This window comes from Spirochaeta thermophila DSM 6192 (assembly GCF_000147075.1).
GTDB classification, from domain to species: Bacteria; Spirochaetota; Spirochaetia; order Winmispirales; family Winmispiraceae; genus Winmispira; species Winmispira thermophila_A.
This window is the reverse complement of record NC_014484.1, coordinates 2,196,471-2,216,730: the sequence shown is the minus strand read 5'-3', so window position 1 is coordinate 2,216,730 and position 20,260 is coordinate 2,196,471. Positions and strand designations below refer to the sequence as shown.

The following is a 20,260-nucleotide window of genomic DNA, read 5'->3' as shown; positions in this document are numbered from 1 at the left end:
GGTGGACGATGCGGGGGTGGTGGCGATCTACCGAACGGGGTAACTTCCTGGGTGGGTGAGTGAGGAGCAGCTGTTGCGGCTTGGAGGGGAGGCGGTGCTCAAGGGGCTGGGGTTTTCGTGGAATGAGGAGAAGAGGATATGGGAACGGAGTGGTGATGCGGGAGCGGGGGCGGTAGCGATCAATGTGGAGGAGGAGTTGGGGTGGAAGGTGGGGGATAAGATGCTTGCGTTGAGAGTAGATGAGAGAGGGATCATTCAGGAGCGGTTTGTGGTGTGGGAGGAGTGTTCCGGCAGGGAGCGAGCTATTTTTCTAACTTCCATAAGGGGAGGAATCTCGGGCTGGATGAAGTGGTATTGATAAAGCAGAGTATAGAGGGAGAAGAGCTGGATCGTCGCCAGTTCTCACCGGTCCAGAGTGTGGACTCTTTGTGGAAGGATGGGGCTGATGGGACGATACGGAACCAGTCGTACGAGCATCCTGTGTTTGGCACGGTGCAGGGGAATACGATTGTGAGCGATGTGTGGTGGAGGCTGGGGTATAACAAAATAGAGAATTTCAAAGGCACAGGAATGACTTTTGAGAGTGTAGGGATACTCCACGATGCGGTGGTGATGGATGGGGACATCATCGCGTGGAGTGGGTACGACGATGAGGAGGATGCGGCGTGGAATTTCCACACTGCGTACTACACTGACAGGAGGACGGAGGTGTGGTCAGGGAGTGATGGATGCATCATGCCTCCTCCTGATGTGCTTCAGGCCATCAAGGGGACGGTGTATGATGAGTGAGGGCTTAAGGACGGCTACGAGACGTTTCTGAAGCTGTATGATCTCTTTGGCAGGTACTGGAGCTATAGTGAGTATCCACCACTATGGACACAGGAGTAAGGAGGGAACGATGAAGCGGATGTGGGTATGGATGGTCTGTGGGCTATGGATGGTGGGTGTGGTCCAAGGGCACGAGGTGGGAGTAGGAGTGGGGTTTTCCATGTATTTCCCGCTCTGTTTTGTAGGAGAGGCAGGAGGGAGACTCTATTTTGAGGATTGGGGGGCGTTTAAGGATGGAGGGAGTTGGTGGATCTACGAGGAGATGGTGGAGGAAGGTGATGATGGATATCTGTATGTGAGGGTGAACGGGCGTCGGTACATGTTGATATGGGGAGGGGGGTGGTTTGTGTATCACATTGTGGAGCCGTCTGGGTGGTCGGACATGTGTATTTCGAAGCCGATCGATGCGGTATGGGTAGGATAAAGAGACGTTTAGGAAGATGAGGGAGGAACACCTAGAGATATTATGGTGGAGTATATACGAGGAGACGGGGATTGCGTCTGTGGAGCCTTTTTCGTATCTGGTGGAGACGGTGAGGGGGAGGACGATCCGATACACAGGAGAGAAGATGCGGGAGCTCTTTATTTTCATATTTGGCCCTGGGAGAGAGGCGAATTCCCGCGTGTTCAATAGTGCGAGTATCGAGCCGTGGGTGGAGGGGGTGGAGTGGCCTGGGATAGGGGAGAAGATCAGGGTGACGGTGAAGGGGAGGCGGGTGGTGCCCGGTGGGGTGTTGTGGGAGGTAGAGGGGAAGGGTGAGGGGACGAACACGCTGGTGGTGCTGAACGGGTTTGTGGATCCTTTGCGTCCGCACCTGTACAAGATGAACAACCGGGTGAAGCGGGCGGTGATCCGGTCGGTGGATGGGGGTGAGCCGTTTGAGGTAGAGGTGGAGTTTCCTGATGTGGTGAGGTTTCACGTGGTGAAGCTCCCGCGGCTGGCGAAGGAGGTGGAGTGTTGAGATCAGGGAGGTGTACAAGGGGACGAGGTGGGACGACACGTGCGTAACGGGGATATTTCTTGAGCGGGTGAGTCCCTTTGATCCTGAGGAATATGATGACTGGGAGCCTGCAAAGGAGGTTGAGGAGTGGGAGAAGAGGAAGAAGAAGTAAGGGGAAAGTTGGCGGAGACGGTGTGGGAGGACGGGGTGCGTGTGATCATTTGAGATCGAGGAGGAGGTGAGGGGGGCCCCACCTCCTCCTCTTGGATAATGAGGGCTCATCCTCTAGGCCATTGCAGCAGCGAGCATCCGGTCGAGATCATCGCCCACCGTGTCGATGGTCCCGATTTCGAACTCTCTGATGAGGACGTCGCGCACCCCCTCGGAGAGAAAGGCGGGGAGGGTGGGACCGAGGTGGATCCGCTTCACCCCCAGGGCAAGGAGGGCGAGGAGGACGATGACCGCCTTCTGCTCGTACCAGGCGATATTGTAGACGATGGGGAGATCGTTCACCGATGCGACACCCAGGGCCTCCTTGAGGGTGAGGGCGGTCTTGATGAGCGAGTAGCTGTCGTTGCACTGTCCCGCGTCGAGGATCCGTGGTATCCCGTCGATCTCTCCCAGCGGGAGCTTGTGGTATCGATATTTAGCGCACCCTGCGGTGAGGATCACGGTGTCCCGGGGGAGGCGCTGGGCGAACTCGGTGTAGTACGCACGCGAGGGGAATCGGCCGTCACAGCCTGCCATCACGACGAACCGGGTGATCTTGCCGGCCTTTATCGCCTCGAGGACCTTCTCCGCCACTGCCGCTACCTGGTGGTGGGCAAAGCCTCCCACGATGGTGCCTTCCTCCAGCTGAGCAGGAGGCGGACAGGTCTTTGCGTGTTCGATGAGGCGGGAGAAGTCCTTTCGGGCCCCCGGTGTTCTCTCCGGGATGTGGTGCGCGCCGGGGTACCGCACCGGACCGGTGGTGTAGAGCCTGGAAAGGTAGGATGCGTTCGCAGGAGGCGGCACGAGGCAGTTGGTGGTCATGAGGATGGGCCCGCCGAATGCCTCGAATTCCTCCACCTGCTTCCACCATGCGTTTCCGTAGTTGCCGGCGAAATGCGGATACTTCTTGAAGAAAGGATAGTAGTGGGCGGGGAGCATCTCACCGTGGGTGTAGATGTCGATACCCGCATCCTTCGTCTGTTCGAGGAGGTCCTCGAGATCCTTGAGGTCGTGTCCGCTCACCAGGATTCCCGGCCTGTTCCTCACCCCCAGGTTCACGGTGCTCACCTCGGGATTCCCGTAGGTGGAGGTGTTGGCCTTGTCGAGAAGCTCCATGGCGAGCACGCCTGTGCGGCCGCACTCCATGACCAGATCGATGAGTTCCCCGGCAGAGCGCGTGGTATCTTCTGTGGCGATGAGCGCCTCATCGATGAAGGAGATGATCCGCTCGTCCCTGTAGCCGAGGACTGCGGCATGGTGTGTGTAGGCCGCCATGCCTTTGAGACCGTAGAGGAGGAGCTCCTTGAGCGACCGTACGTCCGGATCTTCGGTGCGCCGTGGCCCCAGCTTGTACCCCTCCCGTTTCCAGTCGGCGGGGCCTCCCTCGTGCCATCGGGCGAAGTCGGGCTCCTTCATCTGAACCCCGGCCTCGTGGAGCCTCTTCCTGAGGGATTCGCGCACCTGGAGCGCCTCCTGGATCCTCCTCACGAAGTCATCGGGATCGAAGTTCACGTTGGTGACCGTGGTGAAGAGTCCCTCGATGATGATCCGCTCGGCCTCCCGGTCGTCGATGCCGGCCTCCATGGCCGTGCGGTGGTAGAAGGCGAGGCCTTTGAGCACGTGGACGAGGGTATCCTGCAGGTTGGATACCTCCCCGGTTTTACCGCACACCCCGCGGATCTCGCATCCTGTGCCGCGGGCAGCCTCCTGACACTGGAAGCAGAACATACTCATGCTGCATCCTCCTGTAGGTTGTGGTGTAGGGGAAGATCAGAGGGCGATCTCCTCTCTGGATATGAGTTCGCCGTCTATGCTCACGACGGCGAGGGAAAGGGGCACCTCGGTCCCCGCCCGCTTCAGCGCCTCTTCCACGAGGTAGAGGAGCCCCCTGCAGCAGGGAACCTCCATGATCGCCACCGTGATGCTCGCGGGACGGGCATGTGCGAAGAGGTGGGAGAGCTTCTCGAGGTAGACGTCCTGGCCTTCGTCGAGCTTGGGACAGGCGATGAGGAGCTTTCTCCCTGCGAGGAGCTGGGCGTGGAACCCCCCGAGGGCGAAGGCCGTGCAGTCGGCCGCGACGAGGAGGTGCGCCTCCCTGAAGAAGGGGGCCTCCGGGTGGACGAGGTGGAGCTGGATGGGCCACTGGGAGAGGGCGGAGGGGGTGGAGACCGGGGACGGCGCCTCCGGCCGCTCGATGGTGCGCGCCACGCTCGAGGGACACCCCGTAAAGGCATGGGGTGCGGTGGGCCTGTACTCCGGCACCGGGATGTGGTGCTCTTTGAGGTAGGCAATCGCCTCGGAGAGGTGCTCCTCCTCGCCGTGTTCCGCGAGGTGGGCGAGGTGGGCACGGATCACCTCCGGGCCCTGCCTCACGATGTTCGCGATGACGGCCCGCTCGTCGTAGGGCTCGGCCTCACGTTCCTCGAAGCTGATGGCCCCCACCGGGCAGTGGCCGATGCAGGCCCCCAGCCCATCGCAGAACAGGTCGCTTATGAGCCGCGCCTTTCCGTCGATGATCTGGAGCGCCCCTTCCGGACAATTGGGGATGCACTCCCCGCATCCGGTACACAGGTCCTCGTCTATAGTGATGATCGTCCGCTTCATGATCTCCTCCCGGTATCGTGCTGCCTCGAGTCTACACAGGAGGAGCGCACATGTATGTAACGATTGTTACATTTCTTGAGAAAATGTGTTATATTTTTATCATGAACGCCAGGAAGGATAGCGCAGCCCCCCTCCCCCCCCTCCTCCGCCGCCTCCTCCAGGTCACCCTCTTCTCCCCCCTCTCCCCCCAGGAAGCCCGCACCGCCTTCACGCGCGCCCTCCCCACCCTCCACCCCTTCCGCCGTCATCAGATCCTCCTCCTCCAGGAGGAACCCTACACCGCGCTCTGGGTCATCCTGGAAGGCTCCTGCGCAGGGGAGATCGTCGACCCCGAGGGCAGGACCATCACCGTGGAGCGCTTCGACGCACCATCGGTCCTCGCCCCTGCCGTGCTCTTCGCCCCCGACCCCCGGCTCCCCGTGCAGGTCCGCGCCCTCACCTCGGGGAAGGCCGCGATCTTCCGGAAGGACGACCTCCTGCTGCTCTTCCGCCACTATCCGGCCCTCCTCTCCTCCTTCCTCGCCGACGTCTCCGACAAGCTCCTCGCCCTTTCCCGCCGCCTCTCCTTCCTCACTCTCCTCTCCCTCCGGGAGCGCCTCGCCCGCTACCTCCTCTCCCTCCCCGCCGATCCCGACGGCGCCGTGACCCTCCCTTCCACCGTGGGGCACCTCGCCACCTACCTCGGCACCACGCGCCCCTCGCTCTCCCGACTCTTCTCCCGGTTCCGCCGGGAAGGCCTCGTCGAGAAGACCGGGAGGCGCGTGCGCATCCTCGACCGCGGGGCCCTCACCCGCATCCTCACCGATCGCCGGTAGCCCCCTCCAGGAAGGCCTCCCTCCCCGGGTAGAAGAACCGGCGCCTCGCGATGTGTTCGGGCACCGTGAAGTAGACCATCCGCCCCCTCGCGCACACCCGTCCCTCCCCGTCCTCGATCACCCCCTCCACATGGGCCAGGTGGCCCTCCATGCGCACGAGACGCGCCCGCACCGTGAGGGCCCCCCTGTCCACGTAGACCGGCCGCTCGTAGGAGACCTGGAGCTCCTGTGTGGTTCCGGAGGTCCCCACCAGGGCGAAGACCACCCAGCTCCCCGCCTCGTCGAGGAGCGTCGCCTGGATCCCGCCGTGGAGCACCCGATAGTAGCCCTGCAACTCCTCCCGCGGCTCCCACCTGCACACCACCTCCTCCCCCTCCACCTCGAACGACATCCTGAGCCCCACCGGATTATGGGGAGCACACCCGAAGCACCGGTACCCCTCTATCCCCACATACGGATTTCTGATACGATCTCCCATATGGAACCTCCTGGATTTTCTCATGGTATCTGGAATTGCACCCTATTTCAATTGACTTTTCGGGGATTTTGGATATAATACACTTATCCTATGAATATAATCATAGCGAATAAGAGAAAAAGTATGGCTTGTACGTCGGGAGCTCTCGGATGGCGCAGAGAAAGATGAAAGTGCGTACCTTCTCGGCGCTCGAGGTGGCCAACATCTGCGGTGTGGTCAACCAGACCGCCATCAACTGGATCAAGCAGGGACACCTCAAGGGCTTCACCACCCCCGGAGGACACTACCGCGTGTATCTCGAAGACCTCCTCCACTTCCTCGAGAAGCGCGGCATGAAGATCCCCCTCGAACTCCAGGAGCTCGCGGATCTCAACGCCGGCAGCATCCTCATCATCGACGACGACCGCCAGCTCAACAACCTCCTGCGCCGATATCTCGAGAAACAGTTCCCGGGCTACACCATACTCCAGGCCTTCGACGGCTTCGAGGCGGGCATGCTCCTCGCCCGCGAACGTCCCGACCTCGTGCTCCTCGACCTCGATCTTCCCGGTATCAACGGCCACGAGCTGTGTCGCCGCATCAAGGAGGAATCCGCCTGGGGGGCTCCCGTGGTATTCGCCATCACAGGGCTGGAGGGGGACCGAGAGAAACAGCAGATCCTTCTCGAAGGTGCCGACGCCTTCTTCAGGAAGCCCTTCGAGTTCGAAGCCCTCGCTTCGGAGATACGGAAGGTGTTCGACAATGAGTGAGAAAGACCTCCCCCACATACTCCTTGTGGAAGACGACGACGCCATACGCCTCAGCCTCAGGGACTTCCTCTCCAAAGACGGACGTTTCCACGTCCACGTGGCCTCCGACGGTCTCGGTGCCCTCAGGATCCTCATCGACCATGACATCCAGTGTATCGTCACCGACTACCGGCTCTCCGGGCTCGGCGGGGACTACTGGATCAGATTCCTCAAGAAGTTCTGCGGGCACCTGCCCGTCATCGTCATAAGCGGATTCCTCGAGCCCGGATTCGAGATACCCTTTCCTCTCATCTACAAACCCTTTGATTACGAGGAGATATTGAGGAAGGTGTCGGAGTGTCTGGGGAAATGAAGGCCTTTTTCGCACGAGTGGAAGGGCGCGTACAGGGTGTGGGTTTCAGGTACGCGTGCCTGCAGAAAGCACGTGCCCTCGGCCTGGTGGGATGGGTGAGGAACACCCCCGACGGCGCGGTGGAGGTGTACGCCGAAGGGCCCGAGGCGGCCCTGGAGGAACTCGCCCGGTGGCTCCACAAGGGGCCGCTCTACGCCCAGGTGCTCAAGGTAGACATCCATCCCATGGAACCCACCGGACACCACCACGAGTTCATGATCAGGTACTGAAGAGTCCACCATCCCAGGCGACCCATCGTCAAAAAAGAGGGGCCTGCACCGGCAGGCCCCTCTCATCGCATCGTTGCAGGTTTCTTGATCAGCCTCTCTTCCGGATGGAGTAGAAGGCCTTCTTTCCGGGATACTCGGCCGTATCCCCCAGGAGCTCCTCGATCCTGAGGAGCTGGTTGTACTTGCTGAGCCTGTCGGAACGGCTCAAGGACCCGGTCTTTATCTGACCGGTGCCAAGGGCCACCACCAGATCGGCGATGAAGTTGTCCTCGGTCTCACCGCTCCGGTGGGAGACGATGGCGGTGTAACCGGCGGTCTTCGCCATCTCCACGGCCTCGAAGGTCTCGGTGAGCGTCCCGATCTGGTTCACCTTGATGAGGATGGCGTTCGCCACGCCCTTCTCGATCCCCTGGGCGAGACGCGTGCTGTTGGTGACGAAGAGGTCATCCCCCACGAGCTGGACCCTGTCGCCGATCCTGTCGGTGAGGATCTTCCATCCCTCCCAGTCGTCCTCGGCCATGCCGTCCTCGATGGAGATGATGGGGTACTTCTTCACCCAGGATTCCCACAGATCGGCCATCTGTTCGGAGGTGAGCTCCTGGCCCGTGGACTTCTTGAGCACGTACTTCTTCTTCTCCGGGTCGTAGAGCTCGCTCGTGGCAGGATCGAGGGCGATCATCACGTCATCCCCGGGGGTGTAGCCCGCCTTCTCTATGCTCTTGAGGATGAGCTCCACCGCCTCCTCGTTGGACTTGAGGTTGGGGGCAAAGCCGCCCTCGTCGCCCACCGTGGTGGAGTAGCCGTTCTCCTTGAGGATCCCCTTGAGGGTGTGGAAGACCTCGGTGATCATCCGCAGGCCCTCCTTGAACGAGGGGGCGCCCACGGGCATCACCATGAACTCCTGGAAGTCCACCGAGTTGTCGGCATGGGCCCCGCCGTTGAGGATGTTGGCCATGGGAACCGGGAGGACGTTGGCCTTGTAGGCCCCGAGGTAGCGGAAGAGCGGAATCCCCAGGAAGTCGGCGGCCGCCCTCGCCACGGCCATGGAGACGCCCAGGATGGCGTTTGCCCCGAGCTTGCCCTTGTTCTCGGTGCCGTCGAGCTCGATGAGCGTGCGGTCGATGTCCACCTGGTCGAGGGCGTCGAGCCCTTCGATCTCGGGGGCGATGATGTTGTTCACGTTCTCCACCGCCTTGAGTACACCCTTACCCATGTACCGCTTCTTGTCCCCATCCCGGAGCTCCACCGCTTCGTGTACCCCGGTTGAGGCCCCCGAGGGCACGGCTGCGCGGCCCATGGACCCGTCTTCGAGCACCACGTCCACTTCCACCGTGGGGTTGCCACGGGAGTCGAGGATTTCACGCGCCTCTACGTATTCTATCATGCTCATAGTCCTTCTCCTTTCTCGATAGAGGATTCTCCCTCACCGTACCCGAGCACGGGGGGGGTGTCAAGATCGGCGTACCCCCAGGATCCGGGCGTATGCCGTGAGGGCCGGGTCGGTCGGACTGCCTGCGAGCACCTCTTTGGTGAGCACCTTCCCGAGCTGCACCCCCTCCTGATCGAAGCTGTTGATGTTCCACAGGAATCCCTGGAACATCACCTTGTTCTCGTAGTGTGCGAGGAGGGCCCCCGCGGTCCGGGGAGTGAGCCGCTCACCGTAGAGCAGGCTCGAGGGACGGTCGCCGGGGAAGTGTGTGTTCTGGTCCTCGGCGTCCTTGCCCTTGGCGAAGGCCACGATCTGGGCCGCGAGGTTGGCGTTGAGCTTCTGCTGACTGGTGGAGCCGTCGATCTCTCTGTCGAAGCCCGTCTGGCCTTCGACGAAGCCTATGAACTGGAGGGGCACGATGTCGGTCCCCTGATGGAGGAGCTGGTAGAAGGAATGCTGGCCGTTCGTGCCGGGCTCACCGAAGATGATGGGCCCGGTAGGATAGGCGACGGGCTCCCCATATCGGTTCACCCGCTTCCCGTTGCTCTCCATGTCGAGCTGCTGGAGGTGGGCCGGGAACCGGTGGAGCGCCTGGCTGTAGGGGAGGATGGCCGTCGCGGGATAGCCCAGCACGTTCCGTTCGTACACCCCGATGAGGGCGTCGAGCATGGCCGCATTCTTGAGCGGATCGGGCTCGAGGGCCGCCCGGTCCGCCTCGTGTGCCCCTGCGAGGAGCTCCTCGAAGACCTCCGGCCCCAGGGCGAGCGAGAGAACGACTCCCCCCACCGGGCTCGTGGCCGAGTAGCGGCCGCCGATGAAGTCGTCGATGTAGAACCCCGCGAGGTAGTCGGGATCCTGTGCGAGGGGGCTCGTCTTGCTCGTGACCACGAGCATCTGTTGTTTCGGCTCAGTGATCCCCTTCTCCCGGAGGAAAGAGGAGACGAGGGCCGCATTGGTGAGGGTCTCCTGCGTGGTCCCGCTCTTGGAGACCAGGATGAAGAGGGTGCGCGCAGGGTCGATCGAGGAGAGGACCGCGGCCGCATCGTCTGGATCCACGTTGGAGATGAAGCGCGCCTCCATGGGGAGGGCCCCCTTCGTCGCCCGCACATACCCCTCGAGGGCATAGTAGAGGGCGCGCGGGCCGAGGTCGGAGCCCCCTATCCCTATCTGGACCACGGTGGTGAAGGGTGCGCCCGAGGGGCCTCGCACCGTGCCCTCGTGGACCTTGCGCGCGAACTCGAAGGCCTTCTCGTGTTGCTCCACGTAGAACTCCCTCAGGTTCACCCCTTCGTGGACCACAGGGCCTGCGAGCTCGCCCCGCTGGAGGTGGTGGAGGACCTTCCGCTTCTCTCCGGTGTTCATCACCTCGCCTGCGAGCAGGGCCCGATACTTCTCGAGGATCTGCTGCTCCTTCGCGAGGTCGGAGAGGAGGGAGAGGATGCGCTCGTCCACCGCCTTTGCCGCGTAGTTGTAGAGGAGGCCTCCACCCCCGGGGACCTGGTACGAACCCACCCGCTCGGGTGTGAGCACCTCTCTGAGCGATACTCCTCCCTTCTCCTTGAGGAGGGCGTGAAAGCTCTCACACTGGTCGAGGTTCCTGTAGGAAATCGATCCCATGCATCCTCCTTGTGTCATGTGTGGTGTGGTCGAGGATCCCCGTTCACTTCTCGGAGAAGCGGGCCATCTCCTTCATCTCCTCGGCCGGCCCGCCTTCTGCCTCGAGCTTCTTCTGGACCATGGCGCTGACCCCTACAGGGAGGCCGTAGAGCTTGATGAACCCGGTGGCGTCGCGGTGATCATAGCTGCTCTCGCCGAAAGAGGCGAGGTCCTGGAGATAGAGCGAGTACTCCGAGGATCTCCCGCAGACGATGATGTTACCCTTGTAGAGGGCGAGCCTGATCTTCCCTGTGAGGAACCGGGCCACGCTCTTCATAAAGGCGTCGAGGGCCTCCCTCTGGAGGGTGAACCACTTGCCCTGGTACACGAGTTCCGCATACCTGGCGGCGAGTTGGCGCTTGAGGCTCAGGGTCTCGGCGTCCAGGGTGATCATCTCGAGCTCCCGCAGGGCCGTGAAGAGGATGGTACCGCCCGGGGTCTCGTAGACGCCTCTGCTCTTCATCCCCACCACGCGGGTCTCCACCACGTCGGCCCTCCCTATGCCGTGCGTGCCTCCCACCTCGTTGAGCCGGGTGAGGAGCTCCACCGGACCGAGCCGCTCGCCGTCGAGGGCCACGGGGATGCCCTGTTCGAATTCCACCGTGATCTCCTCCTCCTTGTCGGGGGCGTCCTTGGGGGACCGGCTGAGCATGAACATCTCCTCCTCGGGCCTGTTCCAGAGGTCCTCGAGGACACCTCCCTCGTGGCTTATGTGCCAGATGTTCCAGTCGCGGGAGTAGATATTCTTTTTCGAGATGGTGCCCAGGGGGATGCCGTGCTTCTGTGCGTACTCGATGGCCTGCTCCCGCGAGCGGATATCCCACATCCGCCAGGGCGCGATGATCTCGAGATGGGGTGCGAGGGCCTTGTAGGTGAGTTCGAAGCGCACCTGGTCGTTGCCCTTGCCCGTACAGCCGTGGGCCACGGCGTCGGCACCTTCCTTGAGGGCGATCTCCACCTGCTTCTTGGCCTGGAGGGGACGGGCGATCGAGGTCCCGAGGAGGTACTTCCCCTCGTAGATGGCGCCGGCCCGGAGCATGGGGAAGATATAGTCCCGAACCAGCTCCTCTTTCACGTCGAGCACGTAGATCTTCGAGGCCCCCGAAGCGAGGGCCTTCTCCTTGAGGGCCTCCCAGTCCTCCTTCTGGCCCACGTCGGTACACACGGCCACCACCTCGCAGCCGGGGTACTGCTCCTTGAGCCAGGGGATGATGATGGAGGTGTCGAGCCCTCCCGAGTAGGCGAGCACGATCTTCTTGATCTCCTTCATGTCTCACTCCTTATGAAACGTCCTCTGCGAATATGGCTTCGAGGATGGCGCAGCCTTCCTCGAGTTCCTCACGGCTCACCACCAGGGGCGGGGCGAGGCGGACCACGTTCCTCCCGCTCCTGAGCACGAGGAGCCCCTTCTCCCGCGCGCGGGCGATCACCTCCTTCACCGGTACCTTCTCGGAGAGCTCGAGCCCCTGAAGGAGTCCGAGGCCCTTGCGCCTGAGCACGAAGGGGAAGGTCTCCACCATGGCCTCGAGCTTTCGGGCGAGGAACTCGCCCTTCTCCCGCACCTCTGCGAGGAACTCCGGCCGGGAGACGGTCTCCCAGACGTGGAGCCCCACCGCGCACGCGAGCGGTCCGCCGCCGAAGGTGCTCCCATGGTCGCCCACGGACAGGAGGTTGTTCACCCGCTCGGGGATGAGCGTGGCACCGAGTGGGAGCCCCCCTCCCAGTGGCTTGGCGAGGGTGATGATGTCCGGCTCGAGCCCCACCGCCTCGGACCCGTAGAGGTAGCCCGTGCGGCCCAGCCCCGTCTGCACCTCGTCGGCGATGAGGAGCACGTCGTACTTCCTGCAGAGCCGGTTGAGGACCTCGGCGAACTCACGGCTCATCACCTCCAGGCCCCCCTCTCCCTGCACCGGCTCCACGATCACGGCCGCGTACCGTTCGTCGAGAAGGGCCTCGAGGGCCTCCACGTCGTTGTAGGGTGCGCTCACCACCCCCGGCACGAGGGGGAGGAACTTCTCCTGATAGGCCGGGGTAGGGGTGACCGAGAGGCTCCCCATGGTCCTGCCGTGGAACCCGTGGGTGAAGCAGAGAAACCGGACGGCGTGCTCCCCCTTGGCGGCCCTCGCATAGAGGCGAGCGTACTTGAGGGCCGCCTCGTTGGCCTCGGTGCCGCTGTTGCACAGGTGCGCGGCCGCGAATCCGCCCGAGGCGCAGAGCCGCTCTGCGAGGGTGAGTGTGGGCATGGCGGAGAAGAGGTTGGAGACGTGGATGAGCTTCTCCGCCTGTTCGGCCATGATGCGGGAGATCTCCGGGTCGCCGTAGCCCAGGGCGTTCACCGCGATCCCGGCGGTGAAGTCCAGGTACCGGTTGCCCGCGATGTCGTAGAGATACACTCCCTCGCCCCGCTCGAGCACGAGGAACTCGGTCCCGTACTGACGGGGGAGTGCGGTATTCGTGGCGAACTGGTCTTTGAGCTTCATGGTAAACCCCTTACGTGTGGAGTGTGGTGCCTGTCTTGCCCTCGAGGAGGCGGCGGAGGTCCCCTTCGCCGGTGTACTGCCCGATCACGATGTGCCCCACGCCCGCTCCCAGGGCCTTGAGCGACGAGCGCACCTTGGGGATCATGCCGCCCTGGATCACCCCGTGGGCGATCGCCGCTTCGGCCTCGTGCGGGGTGAGAGAGGAGAGCACCTCTCCCCCCGAGAGGATCCCCGGTATGTCGGAGAGGAAGATCAGTGCGTCGGCCTTCAGCGCCTCTGCCACCGCGAGGGCGGCTTCATCGGCATTGATGTTGAGACCCTCTCCCGAGGAGTCCATGGTGGTGGATGCGAGAACGGGAACGTACCCTGCGGCCATGAGGAGGGAGAGGAGCGAGGGATCGGTGGAGACCACCCTCCCGGTGCGCGTCCCGTCGGAGATCGCTTCGCCTACGAGGATGGGGCCGTCCGCACCCGAGAGCCCCACTGCCCTGATGCCGGCCGCATGGGCGGCCCGCACGAGGGACTTGTTCATCCTGCCTGCGAGGACCATCTCCAGGATCGGGATCTCCTCCGGCCTGGTGATGCGCAGGCCGTCGCGGAAGACCGGCTCTATACCCAACAGCCTGCTGATCCGGGAGACCTCCGCCCCCCCGCCGTGCACCAGCACCCCGTTGCCGCCGAGTCTCAGGAATCCGGAGAGCTCTTCGAGGAACCGGTGGAGGGACGCTTCGTCCTCCACCGCACGGCCGCCTATCTTGACGACGATGGTGTGGGTCTCGTCTTCGTCCATGGGATGTATAGCCTCCTATATCTCGCCTGCGTCGGGCAGCCCCTCGGTTTCGGGGAACCCGAGGCGGATGTTCATGTTCTGCACGGCCTGGCCCGAGGCCCCCTTCACGAGGTTGTCGACCGCCGAGAAGAGGAGGAGATGCCCACCCTCCCGCTTCCAGCTCACGTCGCACCGGTTGGTCCCGCGCACCCACCTCGTCTCGGGAAGCGAGGGATGGATGATGCGTACCCAGGGGCGTGAACCGTAGTACGCCTGGTAGCATGCGCGCAGCTCCTCGTCGGAGACCTCGCGGGTGAGGGTGCAGACCGTGGTGACGAGCATACCCTGCTTGAGCGGGACGAGGTGCGGGGTGAACAGGAGACGCACCCGGGACGAGACGGCGCCCACCTCCTGCTCCATCTCGGGGAGGTGCCTGTGGCTCCTGCCGGGAAGGTAGGGGGTCATGTTTTCGGTACGCTCGGTGAACAGGTACGTATCTGCGAGCTTCCTCCCCGCCCCTGAGATACCCGAGAGGGCGTTCACCGTCACGGTGTCGCGGACCAGCCCTTCCTTCACGAGGGGGAGGAGGGGGAGGAGGGTGGCGGTGGGATAGCAGCCCGGATTCGCCACCAGGTCCGCCTGGGCGATCTTCTCGTGGTTCCACTCCGCGAGCCCGTAGACCGCACGGGGAAGCAGGTGGGGCGCCGGATGCTCCCCGCCATAGGTGGCCTTGAAGAGGTGGGGGTCTTTCAACCGGAAGTCGGCGGACAGGTCGATGACCAGGGCCTTCCCCACGAAGGTGGCACAGGCCTGTGCCGAGGCGAGGTGGGGGAGACAGGAGAAGACCACCTCGGGGGAGAGGGCCTCGGCCTCTTCGAGGGAGACGTACCTGCCGTCTGTGAGTGAGAGCCGGGTGTATGCAGCCCCGCCCAGGCCCCGGTCGACTTCGGCCACCGGGCTGTCCGCTTTCGAGCTCGAGACAGGCACGATCTCACTCACCCGGGGGTGGCGGGAGAGGAGTCTCATCAGCACCATCCCGGTGTAGCCTGTGGCTCCGAGAACAGCTATGCGCATCTATGCTCCTCTGAAGGATGGGATGTAACGGGAGAGGGACTCGAGGAAGGTGTTCCGTGAGGTCCCCTCCTTCAGCACCGCGATGATGGTATCGTCCCCCGCCACGGTGCCGAGCAGGGTCGGGATCTGGAAGGTGTCGAGGGCGAAGGCCACGCTGTTCGCGTGCCCCGGCAGGGTGCGTATGACCACGAGATTCCCAGAGAACTCGAGCGACCTGAAGCCCCGGATGAAGTCCTGGACGAAGTTGTTGCCCACCTCTCCCTCGGCCTCGTTCTCTCCGGGGAGGATGTAGTAGTATCCGTTCTCTCCCTCGGCCACCTTTCCCACCTTGAGCAACTTGAGGTCGCGAGAGAGCGTTGCCTGGGTGATCCTGTGCCCGTAGGCGGCCAGCCGCTCGAGGAGTTCCTCCTGGCTGCGGACCCGCGACGATCGGATGATCTGCCTGATGAGTTTGAGCCGCTCTTCCCTGCCTTTCACACCGTCTCCTGTATATTTATGCTCTCTCACGGTCACGGATGCCGAGAATAATGAATAAAAATACAGAAGACAAGCCCCTTCTGCAAGGGGGTGAGGGCGTACTACGCAGGATTATTCGAGAACTCGTGCGCCCGAAGGGGACCCCGATGGGGAGCTCGCGCGCCTACACCCCCGCGCACCGCAGCGCCTCCCGGTAGAGCGGGTCGCTCACCGGGTTCTCGCACTCCTCGGCCAGTATCGCCGCGTCCTCCGGCAGGTCGGCCGCCCCCGCCCGCACCTCCTCGCGCCCCCCTCCTCGCCCCTCCCACGCCACCCGCACCTCCTCCGCACCCCCTTCCCACTCCAGTGCCACCCCCGGCTCCCTCCCCCCCCATCCCAGCCTGCTGCACACCCACCCCGCGAGGAGCCGCGCTCCCGCCTCGCTTGGCGCCGCCACGCGCAGCCGGACGCCCTCCTCCCTCCACACCCGCCACCGTTCCCCGCAGGCCCGCGCCACCTGCGCCCGTACCGGCCGGTACCGTGCCCACGCCATATCCGCGAGCACCCCCCGCGCCTCGGGCACCGTGCGGCCGAGCCACTCCATGAACCCCTCCAGCCCTGCACCCCGTCGCTCCAGGGCCTCGCTGTCGATGAGCACCTTGTCCACCCGGTCGAGGAGCACGTCCAGGAGCCCCTCCCGACCCTCCAGGGGAGCCGCCCACCAGGCCACCACCGGCAGATCGCGCACCACGAGCGCCCCCCACGTACCCGGCGCACACCCTGCATCGTCCGTTCCGTTCTCCACGATCACCTCCTGGAAGCACACCCCCCGCTTCGCCGCATCCACGCTGCACCGCGCCGAGAGCGAGATCCGCGTGCGCCCGTGGGGGGAGAGGTCGAGCCGTATGATCCGCGCTGCCCGCATCCCCACGAGCCCGTCCAGGGCCTGCTCCACCTGCCCCCGTCCCTCCTCGTCGTGCACCACGATGAGGGTGAACAGGAGCTCCCGGGGCTTCCCCGGCGAGGCCGCCGCCTGCAGCTCTGCGAGCCGTGCCTCCATGGTCTCGGGATCGAAGAGTTCTCTCACAGAATCCGCCATCGTCGACCCTCTCGTGAAAGCAGGTATCGCGCCTCTCGGGGACCCGCGCTTCCCGGGGCGTACTCGTGGATCGGAACACCGGTCTCCTCCCAGCCTCGTCGCACCTCGTCCACGAAGGACCACGAGGCCTCCACCTCGTCCGCCCTGGTGTAGAGCACCGCATCCCCTATGAGGGCATCGAGCAGGAGCCGTTCGTAGGCCTCGGGCAGGTCCTCGGCGAACGACCGCTCGTAGTCGAACTCGAGCCACGCCGGCCGGAGGTCCATACGATAGCCCGGGCGCTTCACGTTCACCCTGAGACTCATCCCCTCGTCCGGCTGGATCCGTACCACGAGCACGTTCTCCCCGGGTTCGAGCGGCGCCTCCCAGAAGAAGGTGTGCGGCACCCGCTTGAAGTGGATCGAGACCTCCGAGACCTTCCTCGCGAGCCGCTTGCCCGTCCGCAGGTACACCGGCACACCCGTCCACCGCCAGGTGCGCACCTCGGTCCTGAGGGCCACGAAGGTCTCGGTGGTGGATGAGGGATCCACCCCCGGCTCCTCCCGGTAGCCGGGCACGAAGGCCCCGTCCAGCACGCCGGCCGTGTACTGGGCCCGCACCACCTCCCGCGGCTGCGGCGGGGCGAGGGCGCGCAGCACCTTCACCTTCTCGTCCCGTATGGCCTCGGCCTCGAACCTGAGCGGCGGCTCCATCATGGTGAGGGCGAGGATCTGCAGGAGGTGGTTCTGCACCATGTCGCGCAGGGCGCCCGACTGCTCGTAGTAGTTGGCCCTGCCCTCCACCCCTATCTTCTCGGCGACCGTGATCTGGACGTGGTCCACGTACCGGTTGTTGAGCACCGGTTCGAAGATGCCGTTGCCGAACCTGAAGGAGAGCAGGTTCTGCACCGTCTCCTTGCCCAGGTAGTGGTCGATGCGGAAGATCTGCTCCTCGCCGAACCACCGCCGGATGAGCCGGTTGAGTTCCCCGGCCGACTCGAGGTCCCTCCCGAAGGGTTTCTCTATCACCAGGCGCACCGGCCTCCCTTCGAACGAGGCGAGCCCGGCCTCGCCGAGCCCCTCGATGATCTCGGGGTAGTTCTGGGGAGGGGTGGCCAGGTAGAAGATCACCTCTCCCCCGGGCAGGAGACGCGAGGCGAGGGTGCGGTACCCCTCGGGATCGTCGAACGTGGCCTGGTGGTAGGTCATGGTTGTGAGGAACGAGGCGGCCCTGTCCTCACGGTAGAGGATCTGGCCCTTGAGGGCCTCCTCCATGGTGCGCTTGAGCGTTGCATCGTCCCACGGCCTTCTCGCGAACCCCACGATCCGTATCTCGGGGAGGAATCCCTTCACGTGGAGGGCGTAGAGGGCGGGTACGAGCTTGATCCGGGCCAGATTGCCGGTGATGCCGAAGATCACCAGGGTACACGGCGGGGCCTCCTTCTTCACCGAGAGCCCCAGCTCGAGGGGGGATGAGCGACTCATGGGAATAATATAGCAAAAAAGGTATCGGCCGGGATACCTGGGGATGCGGAAGAGGTAGGTCGTCATACATCGGGTGCCGGAAGACCCGGAACACGGCAGGCGGTGGGGCGGAGAGGCCGCGGCCGGGTTCCACGTGCGGCCCCATACGGGCAGGGAGCGCACGTGCGGACCGGGGGGGTCCCCCGTACGGTTCCGCCCGGCAGGGGAGCCTCGGTTCCACGCCCTCCGGGGCGCTGTTTTTTCCTGTGCAAAACACCGGTTCTGTACTAGAATGTCTCCATGCTGCCCATAGAGAGAACCAGCCCGTTCCATGGATCCCCCATCTTTCACAAGGACGAGACCACCTCCACCATGGTGGATGCCAAGAACCTCTACCTCCAGAGCCTGCCCTCCGGCACGGTGGTCTGGGCCGATCACCAGGTGGCGGGGAGGGGGCGGGTCCCCGGGAGACGGTGGGTCTCGGAACCGGGTGAGAACCTCCTCTTCACCTTCTTCCTCCGCAAGGACGACGTGCCCGAGCCGTTTCCCTCGCTCCCAGTGCGGGTGGGGCTCGGTGTGGCCCGGTACCTGGAGGAGGTCTGGGATCTCCCCGCCCGGGTGAAGTGGCCCAACGACGTGCTCGTGAAAGACCGGAAGATCTGCGGCATCCTCTGCGAGGTCAAGTACGAGGCGGTGTTCGTGGGTATCGGTCTCAATGTGAACCAGCGTTCGTTCCCCGGGGAGCTCTCGCGGCGGGCCACCTCGATCCGCAGGGAGCGGCACCGTCGCGCCGATCTCGAGGAGGTGCTGGTGGGCGTGCTGGAGGGGGTGAAGGCGGTCTTGGGGGATGGGGAGTGGCGTGAGGGGGTGGACCGCCGGCTCTGGAGGCGGGGTGAGGAGGTGGTGTTCCTGGAAGGGGATCCGGATCGGGGGGTGAGGGTCCGCGGGGTGGTGGAGGGGGTGGGCGGAGCGGGAGAGCTCCTGCTCCGTACCGAGGCGGGGGTCAGGGCCTTCGTGAGCGGGGAGGTGGAGTGGGGCTAGTCCGAGGGGAAGAGGGCGGTGAGGACCTGGGGCGGGAGGTCCCCGGCGGGGAGGGGGGAGGTGAGGGTGGGGGAGACGAGGAGGATGGTGCGGAGGGGGGTGGGAAGGGTGCGGGGTGATGTCGGGCCGGGGATGGGGAGGGGGGTGAGGGAGAGGGTGTGGCTCCGGCTCGAGGACTGGAGGAGGAGGGGACAGGGGACGGGCGCCCAGGGTGAGAGCGGCTGGACGAGGAGGTGGGAGTCGGGAGTCTGGACGAGGAGGGCGGTGGGGGCGCAGAGGAGGGAGGGGGTCTCCAGGGTGGCGGGGCTCTTCAGGGTGTGCTGGAAGAGGGTGAGTTTCGGCGGCGAGGGGGAGGAGGGGAGGGGGAGGGAGAGGGGGTGGAGCCGGCTCATCCAGGGGGCTTCGAGGGCTTCGGGAAAGAGGGCGAGGTCGAGGATGAGGTGGGGGAAGCCTTCCACCAGGAGGAAATCCGCGGTGGCGAGGGGCGTGGTGCCGCCTGCGGACAGGAGGGTCCGGAGCCCTCGTACGTGCTCGCCCTCGAGCGAGAAGGCGCTCTGTACGGCGATGCGGGTCTTCCTGCCTGCGAGTTCCACCTGCGGGGCGGGGAGGCGATGGGCGGGGCCGGGACCGGAGGCCACGAGTACCGGGAGGCCGCCTTCGAACTCCACGTGTATCCCCTCGTCCGACAGGATGGCCCTGCCCTCCATGTGGGCGCCGAGGGTCCGCTCGGCGGGGGGGAGGGGGGCGGCGGGAGCGGGGTGGTAGGCGGAGAGGGTCTGGAGGAGGAGGCGGGTGTGCTCCTCCGAGTCCTCGTCCATGGCGCGGAGGCGGTCGGCGTGGGGAACCGAGGGCAGGGGCACGAGGAGGGGGGTGAGGTGCGGGGTGGGGGGGAGGGGAAGGGGATCGGGGAGTGCTTCGAAGGTGAAGGTGTGGCCCTTGCGGTCGAGGTCGAGGAGGGCGGTGAGGAGGAGGTCGGCCTGCGCGGCGAAGTTGGGGCCGGGGGTCATGAGGATGACGAGGGGGTCGGGGGAGAGGAGGGCGCGGGTGAGGGTGCGGAGGGGTGAGGGGGAGAGGAGAAGGAAGGGGAGGTGGATAAGGGGGAGCGCCCCCTGGGGGAAGGCGAGCCGGCCGTGGAAGGGGCGGGAGGGGGAGAGGAAGGTGGTGAGGGGGGTGAGGGGGAAGGTGGTGGGGAGGGGGGAGAGGGTGCCGGCGGGATGGTGGTAGGCGCGGGGGGTGATGTGCCAGAGGTCGTACGTGCCGCTCCACCAGGGATTGTGGAGGGCCCAGGCGAGCTCGTCCTCCTGTTCCTGTGGGGAGAGGAGGTGGAGAGGTACCCCTGCGTAGCCCATGCTCACGAGCTCGTCGCCCAGAGCCATCCTCTGTTCGAGGAACAGCCTCCACTGTTCATCTTCGAGAAACGGGCACACGGGGATGTTCCATGTCGCCGTGGCCTTCCCCGGGAGAGTCCTCAGGAACTCCTCCAGTTCCCCAAGGGGCACGGCATCGGCCGGAGGATCGGGGATGAACAAGATGGAACGTGCGTTCCGGATCTTTCTCATGCCTACCTT

Annotated in this window: 22 protein-coding genes; 9 read left to right on the top strand and 13 right to left on the bottom strand. The window is 64.5% G+C overall.

Going from position 1 to position 20,260, the window contains the following annotated elements:
• The first annotated feature begins 94 nt into the window (after positions 1–94).
• The 4 genes from STHERM_RS10090 (at position 95) to STHERM_RS11925 (ending at position 1,941) form a co-directional block, all read left to right on the top strand.
• On the top strand, positions 95–358 hold the full coding sequence (locus STHERM_RS10090) for a hypothetical protein (protein WP_148223910.1): 264 nt from the start codon (positions 95–97) through the stop codon (positions 356–358).
• The gene (locus STHERM_RS11930; RefSeq protein WP_013314792.1) at positions 274–789 is read left to right on the top strand and encodes a hypothetical protein; all 516 of its coding nucleotides are present in this window, start codon (positions 274–276) and stop codon (positions 787–789) included. Before STHERM_RS10090 ends, STHERM_RS11930 begins: the two co-directional genes overlap by 85 nt.
• Before the next feature lie 542 nt (positions 790–1,331).
• Positions 1,332–1,790 carry a hypothetical protein gene (locus STHERM_RS10075; protein ID WP_052295682.1) on the top strand — a complete coding sequence of 153 codons (459 nt, stop codon included), beginning with the start codon at positions 1,332–1,334 and terminating at the stop codon, positions 1,788–1,790.
• Between the two features lie 10 nt (positions 1,791–1,800).
• On the top strand, positions 1,801–1,941 hold the full coding sequence (locus tag STHERM_RS11925; RefSeq protein WP_158304557.1) for a hypothetical protein: 141 nt from the start codon (positions 1,801–1,803) through the stop codon (positions 1,939–1,941).
• 113 nt (positions 1,942–2,054) lie between these two features.
• Here the strand turns inward: STHERM_RS11925 and hcp are convergent, their stop codons facing one another.
• Entirely contained in the window at positions 2,055–3,713 is a 1,659-nt protein-coding gene (gene hcp / locus STHERM_RS10070; protein WP_041623595.1) for a hydroxylamine reductase, read from the bottom strand.
• Positions 3,714–3,749: 36 nt separating this feature from the next.
• Positions 3,750–4,583 carry an ATP-binding protein gene (locus tag STHERM_RS10065; protein WP_013314788.1) on the bottom strand — a complete coding sequence of 278 codons (834 nt, stop codon included), beginning with the start codon at positions 4,581–4,583 and terminating at the stop codon, positions 3,750–3,752.
• Positions 4,584–4,684: 101 nt separating this feature from the next.
• On the opposite strand from STHERM_RS10065, the gene STHERM_RS11360 reads away from it, so the two are divergent.
• Positions 4,685–5,398: a Crp/Fnr family transcriptional regulator gene (locus STHERM_RS11360; protein WP_052295681.1), complete on the top strand. Its 714-nt coding sequence runs from the start codon at positions 4,685–4,687 to the stop codon at positions 5,396–5,398.
• Here the strand turns inward: STHERM_RS11360 and STHERM_RS10055 are convergent.
• Complete coding sequence (locus STHERM_RS10055; protein WP_013314786.1) at positions 5,382–5,876, bottom strand: PaaI family thioesterase; 495 nt, start codon at positions 5,874–5,876, stop codon at positions 5,382–5,384. The genes STHERM_RS11360 and STHERM_RS10055 overlap by 17 nt on opposite strands.
• 149 nt (positions 5,877–6,025) lie before the next feature.
• Here STHERM_RS10055 and STHERM_RS10050 point away from each other — a divergent pair, with 149 nt between their 5' ends.
• The 3 genes from STHERM_RS10050 to STHERM_RS10040 are packed head-to-tail and all read left to right on the top strand — an operon-like array spanning position 6,026 to position 7,246.
• On the top strand, positions 6,026–6,625 hold the full coding sequence (locus STHERM_RS10050; RefSeq protein ID WP_013314785.1) for a response regulator: 600 nt from the start codon (positions 6,026–6,028) through the stop codon (positions 6,623–6,625).
• A complete protein-coding gene (locus STHERM_RS10045; protein ID WP_013314784.1) occupies positions 6,618–6,977 on the top strand; it encodes a response regulator in 360 nt (119 codons plus the stop codon). Before STHERM_RS10050 ends, STHERM_RS10045 begins: the two co-directional genes overlap by 8 nt.
• Positions 6,974–7,246 carry an acylphosphatase gene (locus STHERM_RS10040; protein WP_013314783.1) on the top strand — a complete coding sequence of 91 codons (273 nt, stop codon included), beginning with the start codon at positions 6,974–6,976 and terminating at the stop codon, positions 7,244–7,246. Before STHERM_RS10045 ends, STHERM_RS10040 begins: the two co-directional genes overlap by 4 nt.
• Positions 7,247–7,334: 88 nt before the next feature.
• On the opposite strand, the gene eno is transcribed toward STHERM_RS10040, so the two are convergent.
• The 9 genes from eno to zwf form a co-directional block, all read right to left on the bottom strand.
• Positions 7,335–8,636, bottom strand: coding sequence for a phosphopyruvate hydratase (gene eno / locus STHERM_RS10035; RefSeq protein ID WP_041623593.1), 1,302 nt, complete (start codon positions 8,634–8,636; stop codon positions 7,335–7,337).
• Positions 8,637–8,696: 60 nt separating this feature from the next.
• A complete protein-coding gene (locus STHERM_RS10030; protein ID WP_013314781.1) occupies positions 8,697–10,292 on the bottom strand; it encodes a glucose-6-phosphate isomerase in 1,596 nt (531 codons plus the stop codon).
• A gap of 43 nt (positions 10,293–10,335) precedes the next feature.
• Positions 10,336–11,601 carry an argininosuccinate synthase gene (locus tag STHERM_RS10025; RefSeq protein ID WP_013314780.1) on the bottom strand — a complete coding sequence of 422 codons (1,266 nt, stop codon included), beginning with the start codon at positions 11,599–11,601 and terminating at the stop codon, positions 10,336–10,338.
• 10 nt (positions 11,602–11,611) lie between these two features.
• Positions 11,612–12,811: an aspartate aminotransferase family protein gene (locus STHERM_RS10020; protein ID WP_013314779.1), complete on the bottom strand. Its 1,200-nt coding sequence runs from the start codon at positions 12,809–12,811 to the stop codon at positions 11,612–11,614.
• 10 nt (positions 12,812–12,821) lie between these two features.
• Entirely contained in the window at positions 12,822–13,601 is a 780-nt protein-coding gene (gene argB, locus STHERM_RS10015) for an acetylglutamate kinase (protein WP_013314778.1), read from the bottom strand.
• 15 nt (positions 13,602–13,616) lie between these two features.
• Positions 13,617–14,654, bottom strand: a complete 1,038-nt coding sequence (argC, locus tag STHERM_RS10010; protein ID WP_013314777.1) for an N-acetyl-gamma-glutamyl-phosphate reductase — start codon at positions 14,652–14,654, stop codon at positions 13,617–13,619.
• Positions 14,655–15,131, bottom strand: coding sequence for an arginine repressor (locus STHERM_RS10005; RefSeq protein ID WP_013314776.1), 477 nt, complete (start codon positions 15,129–15,131; stop codon positions 14,655–14,657).
• A 163-nt stretch (positions 15,132–15,294) separates the two neighbouring features.
• A complete protein-coding gene (locus tag STHERM_RS10000) occupies positions 15,295–16,209 on the bottom strand; it encodes a glucose-6-phosphate dehydrogenase assembly protein OpcA (protein ID WP_041623591.1) in 915 nt (304 codons plus the stop codon).
• The gene (gene zwf, locus STHERM_RS09995; RefSeq protein ID WP_013314774.1) at positions 16,194–17,672 is read right to left on the bottom strand and encodes a glucose-6-phosphate dehydrogenase; all 1,479 of its coding nucleotides are present in this window, start codon (positions 17,670–17,672) and stop codon (positions 16,194–16,196) included. Before zwf ends, STHERM_RS10000 begins: the two co-directional genes overlap by 16 nt.
• 279 nt (positions 17,673–17,951) lie before the next feature.
• Between zwf and STHERM_RS09990 the strand changes: the two genes are divergently transcribed.
• Complete coding sequence (locus STHERM_RS09990; RefSeq protein ID WP_013314773.1) at positions 17,952–18,692, top strand: biotin--[acetyl-CoA-carboxylase] ligase; 741 nt, start codon at positions 17,952–17,954, stop codon at positions 18,690–18,692.
• On the opposite strand, the gene STHERM_RS11920 is transcribed toward STHERM_RS09990, so the two are convergent.
• Positions 18,689–20,251 (bottom strand): hypothetical protein, encoded by a 1,563-nt coding sequence (locus STHERM_RS11920; protein ID WP_013314772.1) that lies wholly within the window; start codon positions 20,249–20,251, stop codon positions 18,689–18,691. The genes STHERM_RS09990 and STHERM_RS11920 overlap by 4 nt on opposite strands.
• Between the last annotated feature and the right edge of the window lie 9 nt (positions 20,252–20,260).

What these genes read in the sequence shown, in the direction of transcription:
- zwf (WP_013314774.1), bottom strand. Translation starts at nt 17,672, where the DNA reads ATGAGTCGCTCATCCCCCCTCGAGCTGGGGCTCTCGGTGAAGAAGGAG.
- eno (WP_041623593.1), bottom strand. Translation starts at nt 8,636, where the DNA reads ATGAGCATGATAGAATACGTAGAGGCGCGTGAAATCCTCGACTCCCGT.
- STHERM_RS09990 (WP_013314773.1), top strand. Translation starts at nt 17,952, where the DNA reads ATGCTGCCCATAGAGAGAACCAGCCCGTTCCATGGATCCCCCATCTTT.
- STHERM_RS10045 (WP_013314784.1), top strand. Translation starts at nt 6,618, where the DNA reads ATGAGTGAGAAAGACCTCCCCCACATACTCCTTGTGGAAGACGACGAC.
- STHERM_RS10050 (WP_013314785.1), top strand. Translation starts at nt 6,026, where the DNA reads ATGGCGCAGAGAAAGATGAAAGTGCGTACCTTCTCGGCGCTCGAGGTG.
- STHERM_RS10025 (WP_013314780.1), bottom strand. Translation starts at nt 11,601, where the DNA reads ATGAAGGAGATCAAGAAGATCGTGCTCGCCTACTCGGGAGGGCTCGAC.
- hcp (WP_041623595.1), bottom strand. Translation starts at nt 3,713, where the DNA reads ATGAGTATGTTCTGCTTCCAGTGTCAGGAGGCTGCCCGCGGCACAGGA.
- argC (WP_013314777.1), bottom strand. Translation starts at nt 14,654, where the DNA reads ATGCGCATAGCTGTTCTCGGAGCCACAGGCTACACCGGGATGGTGCTG.
- argB (WP_013314778.1), bottom strand. Translation starts at nt 13,601, where the DNA reads ATGGACGAAGACGAGACCCACACCATCGTCGTCAAGATAGGCGGCCGT.
- STHERM_RS10040 (WP_013314783.1), top strand. Translation starts at nt 6,974, where the DNA reads ATGAAGGCCTTTTTCGCACGAGTGGAAGGGCGCGTACAGGGTGTGGGT.
- STHERM_RS10000 (WP_041623591.1), bottom strand. Translation starts at nt 16,209, where the DNA reads ATGGCGGATTCTGTGAGAGAACTCTTCGATCCCGAGACCATGGAGGCA.
- STHERM_RS10020 (WP_013314779.1), bottom strand. Translation starts at nt 12,811, where the DNA reads ATGAAGCTCAAAGACCAGTTCGCCACGAATACCGCACTCCCCCGTCAG.
- STHERM_RS11920 (WP_013314772.1), bottom strand. Translation starts at nt 20,251, where the DNA reads ATGAGAAAGATCCGGAACGCACGTTCCATCTTGTTCATCCCCGATCCT.
- STHERM_RS10055 (WP_013314786.1), bottom strand. Translation starts at nt 5,876, where the DNA reads ATGGGAGATCGTATCAGAAATCCGTATGTGGGGATAGAGGGGTACCGG.
- STHERM_RS10065 (WP_013314788.1), bottom strand. Translation starts at nt 4,583, where the DNA reads ATGAAGCGGACGATCATCACTATAGACGAGGACCTGTGTACCGGATGC.
- STHERM_RS10030 (WP_013314781.1), bottom strand. Translation starts at nt 10,292, where the DNA reads ATGGGATCGATTTCCTACAGGAACCTCGACCAGTGTGAGAGCTTTCAC.
- STHERM_RS11360 (WP_052295681.1), top strand. Translation starts at nt 4,685, where the DNA reads ATGAACGCCAGGAAGGATAGCGCAGCCCCCCTCCCCCCCCTCCTCCGC.